Origin of the sequence: Mycobacterium sp. (genome assembly GCF_032162605.1) — a bacterium.
Classification (GTDB): domain Bacteria; phylum Actinomycetota; class Actinomycetes; order Mycobacteriales; family Mycobacteriaceae; genus Mycobacterium.
The window spans coordinates 22,124-28,171 of the sequence record NZ_JAVROT010000234.1 but is presented as its reverse complement, the minus strand read 5'-3'; the positions used below and the strand labels follow the sequence as shown (position 1 = coordinate 28,171).

General features: G+C 65.9%; 6 protein-coding genes. All 6 read left to right on the top strand.

The window, feature by feature from the left end:
• Positions 1-362, top strand: a 362-nt coding sequence (locus tag QOI01_RS14310; RefSeq protein ID WP_526381935.1) for a Cgl0159 family (beta/alpha)8-fold protein, incomplete at its 5' end; no start/stop codon positions are given.
• Positions 363-364: 2 nt separating this feature from the next.
• A complete protein-coding gene (iolB, locus tag QOI01_RS14305; protein WP_526381939.1) occupies positions 365-1,234 on the top strand; it encodes a 5-deoxy-glucuronate isomerase in 870 nt (289 codons plus the stop codon).
• A 2-nt stretch (positions 1,235-1,236) separates the two neighbouring features.
• Entirely contained in the window at positions 1,237-3,186 is a 1,950-nt protein-coding gene (gene iolD, locus QOI01_RS14300) for a 3D-(3,5/4)-trihydroxycyclohexane-1,2-dione acylhydrolase (decyclizing) (protein WP_526381933.1), read from the top strand.
• 14 nt (positions 3,187-3,200) lie between these two features.
• Positions 3,201-4,121 carry a sugar phosphate isomerase/epimerase family protein gene (locus QOI01_RS14295; protein ID WP_526381931.1) on the top strand — a complete coding sequence of 307 codons (921 nt, stop codon included), beginning with the start codon at positions 3,201-3,203 and terminating at the stop codon, positions 4,119-4,121.
• 12 nt (positions 4,122-4,133) lie between these two features.
• A complete protein-coding gene (locus QOI01_RS14290) occupies positions 4,134-5,165 on the top strand; it encodes a Gfo/Idh/MocA family protein (RefSeq protein WP_526381929.1) in 1,032 nt (343 codons plus the stop codon).
• Between the two features lie 3 nt (positions 5,166-5,168).
• Complete coding sequence (locus QOI01_RS14285) at positions 5,169-6,044, top strand: sugar phosphate isomerase/epimerase family protein (RefSeq protein WP_526381927.1); 876 nt, start codon at positions 5,169-5,171, stop codon at positions 6,042-6,044.
• Positions 6,045-6,048: the final 4 nt, after the last annotated feature.

The following is a 6,048-nucleotide window of genomic DNA, read 5'->3' as shown; positions in this document are numbered from 1 at the left end:
GCCTTATCGCGATGGTCGAGCCGTTCATGTCGTCGCGGGTGAACGGCAAGGTGCGCAACGACCTGAGCCCCGATGCCGTCATCAAGTCCGTCCACATCGGCCAGGGCCTTGGCGCGACGTCCGCTTACACCTGGATGAAGCTGCCGGTCGTCGAGGAGATGGACCGCGTGATGGAGTCCACCACGCTGCCGACGCTGCTGCTCGGTGGTGATCCCGCCGATCCGGACGAAGCATTCGCCAGCTGGGAGAAGGCGCTCGGCCTGCCGTCCGTCCGCGGGCTCATCGTCGGGCGCACCCTTCTCTACCCAGCCGATGACGACGTCAGCTCCGCGGTCGCCACCGCGGTCTCAATGGTGAGGTGAGCATGTTCAGCAAGCTCTACATTCCGGCCCGCAGCGCCGTACTGCCGTACACCGTCAACGTCACGCCGGAATCCGCCGGCTGGACCGAGTCCTCCCTGCAGGTGCTGGAGTTGGACGATTCGCAGCGTGCGGAACTGCACACCGGCGACACCGAGGTGATGATCCTGCCGCTGGCCGGAGGTGGCACCGTCGAGTGTGATGGCGCGACATTCGAATTGGCTCTGCGCGCCTCGGTCTTCGACGGCCCCAGTGACATGGTCTACATCGGCATCGGGCAGGAATACCGGATCACCGGCGAAGGCCGCTTCGCGATCTGCGGAGCCAATGCCAAGCGGTCGTTCCCCAACCGCCGGGTCGCCGCGGCCGACGTGTCCGTCGAGCTTCGCGGCGCGGGCAACTGCAGCCGTCAGGTCCACAACTTCGGCACCGCAGGCGTTTTCGAGGCCGACTCGCTGATCGCGTGTGAGGTCATCACACCCGGCGGCAACTGGTCGAGCTATCCCGCGCACAAGCACGACGAGAACACGCCGACCCAGTCGGAGCTCGAGGAGATCTACTACTTCGAAATCGCTGCGGGACCGGATAATTCACGCGGCTTCGGATACCACCGCGTCTACGGCACCCCGGACCGCCCGATCGAGGTGCTCGAAGAGGTGCGTACCGGCGACGTGGTGCTGGTGCCCCACGGCTATCACGGCCCCTCGGTCGCCGCTCCCGGCTACCACATGTACTACCTCAACGTGATGGCCGGACCCGGCGCCGAGCGCGCCTGGAAGATCGTCGACGACCCCGAGCATGCCTGGCTCCGCGGCACCTGGGACGACCAGCCCGTCGACCCACGCCTGCCACTGCACTCACCCCAAGGAGCATGACCGTGGTTTCCACCGCGCCCAAGAAGGCGGAGAAGGCCCCCGACACCGAGGCGACCGTGCGACTCACCGTCGCGCAGGCCACCATTCGGTTCCTCGGCAAGCAATACGTCGAGCACGACGGCAAGCGCACCAAGTTCTTCGCGGGTGCATTCGGCATCTTCGGGCACGGCAACGTGGCAGGCCTCGGCCAGGCGCTGTTGCAGGACGAGGTCACCGCGCTGGAGTCGGGCACCGAGCCGGACCTGCGCTATGTGCTCGGCCGCAACGAGCAGGCCATGGTGCACAGCGCCGTCGCCTACGCCCGCCAGAAGGACCGACTGCAGACCTGGGCCGTCACCGCCAGCGTCGGACCCGGCTCGACCAACATGCTGACCGGTGCCGCTCTCGCCACCATCAATCGGCTGCCGGTCCTGCTGCTGGCCGCCGACACGTTCGCAACCAGGGCCAGTTCACCCGTGCTGCAGGAACTCGAACTGCCGTCCTCCGGCGACGTCACTGTCAACGACGCGTTCAAGCCGCTGTCTCGCTACTTCGACCGCGTCTGGCGACCCGAGCAGTTGCCCGCCGCACTCCTCGGCGCGATGCGGGTGCTCACCGACCCCTGTGAGACAGGTGCAGCGACGGTGTCCATTCCTCAGGACGTGCAGGCCGAAGCCCACGACTGGCCGGAATCCCTGTTCGCCGAGCGCACCTGGCACGTCGCACGCCCATTGCCGGAGCGTTCGGTCATCGCCCGCGCCGCCGACGTGATCCGCTCCGCGCGCAAACCGCTGATCGTGGCTGGCGGCGGGGTCATCTACTCCGACGCCACCGATGCGCTGACCGCCTTCTGCGAAAAGACCGGAATCCCGGTCGGGCAGAGCCAGGCAGGCAAGGGCTCAGTCCCCTACGACCACCCGCAGTCGGTCGGCGCCATCGGCTCGACCGGAACCACTGCGGCCAACGCCTTGGCAACCGAAGCCGACGTGGTCATCGGAATCGGCACCCGTTACAGCGATTTCACCACCGCGTCGCGGACCGCGTTCAACAACCCCGACGTCCGCTTCGTCAACGTCAACGTGGCATCGATCGACTCGGTGAAACAGGGCGGTGTCAGCGTGGTCTCGGATGCCCGCGAGGCGATCGAGGCGCTCGGCGTCGCGCTGGGCGACTACTCCGTGGGTGACGAATACCGCACCCGCACCGCCGAACTCGCCAAGGAATGGGAAGACACCGTTTCCTCCGTGTACCGGTTGGACGAGGGTGCCGCTTTGAATCAGAACCAGGTGATCGGTCTGGTCAACACATTGTCCGACCCCCGCGACGTCGTGGTGTGTGCGGCCGGCTCGATGCCGGGCGACCTGCACAAGCTGTGGCGCACCCGCGACCGCAAGGGCTATCACGTCGAATACGGATTCTCCTGCATGGGTTACGAAGTCGCGGGCGGCATCGGCGCCAAGATGGCCGAACCGGACCGCGACGTGTTCATCATGGTCGGCGACGGCTCCTACCTGATGATGGCCACCGAGCTGGTCACCGCAGTGCAGGAGAACGTCAAGGTCATCGTCGTGCTGGTGCAGAACCACGGCTTCGCCTCCATCGGCTCACTATCCGAGGCACTGGGTTCCCAGCGGTTCGGCACCTCGTACCGCTACCGCGGCGATGACGGCCGACTCGACGGAGCCAAGCTGCCCGTCGACCTGGCCGCCAACGCGGCCAGCCTGGGCGCCGACGTCATCCGGGTGGTCACCGCCGCAGAGTTCACCGATGCGGTCAAGGTGGCCAAGGCCAGCGACCGGACCACGGTGATCCACGTCGAGACCGACCCGCTCATCCCCGCGCCAGACAGCGGGTCCTGGTGGGACGTACCGGTATCGGAAACCTCCACGCTCGAATCCACTCGAGCCGCCTACCAGACGTACGCCGACTGGAAGAAGATCCAGCGCCCCTTCGTCCGCCCCTCCGAGAGCTGAAAGGCAGTAGACACGTGAGCAGCATCCTGGTCGGATCCGCACCGGACTCCTGGGGCGTGTGGTTTCCCGACGACCCGCAGCAGACCCCATACACGCGCTTCCTCGACGAGGTCGCCGCGTCTGGCTACGAGTGGATCGAGCTGGGCCCGTTCGGCTACCTGCCGACCGATCCCAAGCAGCTGTCCGACGAACTCGCCGCGCGCAACCTCAAGCTCTCCGCGGGAACGGTTTTCGAGCACCTACACCGGGACGGGACTCCTGCGGCCGACAGTTGGAACTCGGTGTGGAAGCAGATCGAGGACGTCGCGAAACTGACCGCGGCCGTCGGCGGCAAGCACGTCGTCGTCATCCCCGAGATGTGGCGCGACCCGGCCACGGGCGCGGTCCTCGAGGACCGGACGCTGACGACTGAGCAGTGGGCGAAGAAGACCCGTGGCATGAACGAACTGGGCAAGGCGATGTTCGAGAAGTACGGCGTGCGTGCGCAGTTTCATCCGCACGCCGACAGCCACGTCGACACCGAGGAGAACGTGTACCGCTTCCTCGACGGGACCGACGGAGAGTTCGTGAACCTGTGTCTGGACACCGGGCACATCAGCTACTGCGGTGGCGACAACATCGCGATCATCGAGCGGGCGCCGGAGCGGATCGGCTATCTGCACCTCAAGCAGGTCGACCCGGTGGTGCGGGCCAAGGTCGAGGCCGAGGACCTGCCGTTCGGTGAGGCGGTCAAGCTGGGCGCGATGACCGAGCCGCCCCTTGGAATCCCGGACATGCCGCCGTTGCTGGAGGCGATCGACAAGCTCGGTATCGACGTTTTCGCCATCGTCGAGCAGGACATGTACCCGTGCGCCGTCGACGCGCCCCTGCCCATCGCCCAGCGCACCCGAAGCTATCTCGGGACCTGCGGTGTTCCGTCCGTTCGTTTCAGCTAGGAGCCGAAAGCCATGTCTGAGCTACGCATTGCCGTTCTCGGTGTCGGGATGATGGGCGCCGACCACGTCGCGAGGATCTCGCAGAAGATCGCGGGCGCGCAGGTGGCCGTGGTCAACGACTACGTATCGGAGAAGGCCGAGCAGCTCGCCGCGACCATCCCCGGGTGCCGCGCCATCTCCGACCCACTCGACGCGATCGCCGACGCGGGAGTCGATGCCGTGGTGCTCGCCACGCCGGGACCGACGCACGAGAAGCAACTCCTGGCGTGTCTCGAATACGGCAAACCGGTCATGTGCGAGAAGCCGCTCACCACAGACGTGGCGACTTCGCTCGAGGTGGTCAAGCGTGAGGCCGAGCTCGGGAAGCGGCTGATCCAGGTGGGCTTCATGCGCCGGTTCGATCTGGAGTACACCGCGCTGAAGGCACTTCTCGACGACGACGAGCTGGGGCGACCCCTGGTGATGCACTGCGCACACCGCAACCCCGTCGTTCCACCGAACTTCGACAGCTCGATGATCGTCAAGGACTCGCTGGTTCACGAGGTCGACGTCACGCGCTTCCTGTTCGACGAGGAGATCACCTCGGTGCAGCTGATCAAGCCGTCGGCGAATCCCGCTGCGCCGGAAGGGCTCCAGGACCCTCAGATCGCGATCTTCGCGACCGAGTCGGGCAAGCACGTCGACGTCGAGCTCTTCGTCACGACCGGCGTCGCCTACGAGGTCCGCACGGAGGTCGTCGGCGAGAAGGGCAGCGCGATGATCGGACTTGACGTCGGCCTCCTGCGCAAGACTGCGCCCGGTCAGTGGGGCGGCAAGATCACCCCGAGCTTCAAGGAGCGATTCGGACAGGCCTACGACACCGAGATCCAGCGGTGGGTGAATGCGGTCCGGGCCGGCGATGCCACCGGTGACTACACCGACGGGCCGGGTGCGTGGGACGGCTACGCCGCGGCGGCGGTGTGCGCCGCGGGCGTCCGCTCCTTGGAGACTGGCGAGATCGTCGCCGTCGACATGGTCCCGCGGGATTCGATCGAGGGGGCGTGACGCGTGAAGATCGCACTCGACCCGACACCGTTCCACCACGACTACGAATTACTCGAATTCCCACGTGTCGTCGCTGAATTGGGCTACGAGAATCTGCAGCTCACCCCGCACCGTGACTTCATCCCGTTCTACAACCACCCCCGCGCCGACGACGATCTCGTCGTGAAGTTCCGCAAGGCGTGCGCACACGCGAACGTCGGTATCGCATCCGTCCTTCCGGTGCTGCGGTGGTCTGGGCCAGACGAGGACGCCCGCGAAGCCGCGGTGCGGAACTGGAAGCGCGTCATCCAGATCACCGTCGACCTCGGCGTCAACGTCATCAACACCGAGTTCTCCGGTAGGCCGGAAAGGGCTGAGGAGTCCGAGCGTGCGTTCTTCCGCTCCATGGAGGAACTGATGCCGATCTTCGAACGCGAAGGCATCGACGTCCGAATCGACCCTCACCCAGACGACTTCGTCGAGGACGGATTCGAGGCGGTGCGCATCATCAGAGGGGTCAACTCCCCCAATCTCGGCATGGTGTTCGTCGCGTGCCACGCCTTTCACATGGGGGGCACCATGACTGAGATCATGCGCGCCGCGGGTGATCGACTCCGGCTGGTGCACGTCGCCGACACCATGGACCATCACCGCAGCCATGGGCTGCGGTACATCACCAACCCGCCCGGCGGCCCCGCAAGGGTGCACCAGCATCTGAAGATCGGTGACGGTGACGTCGACTGGGACGAATTCTTCTCGGGTCTGGCCGAGATCGGGTTCTACGATCGCCCCGACACCGTGATGGTGTCGTCGGTGTTCGCGGAGGACGAGAACGCCCACGAGGTATCGCGCTACCAGCTCGTCACCATGACCGACTACGTTTCCAAGTACAAGAATTGAGGAA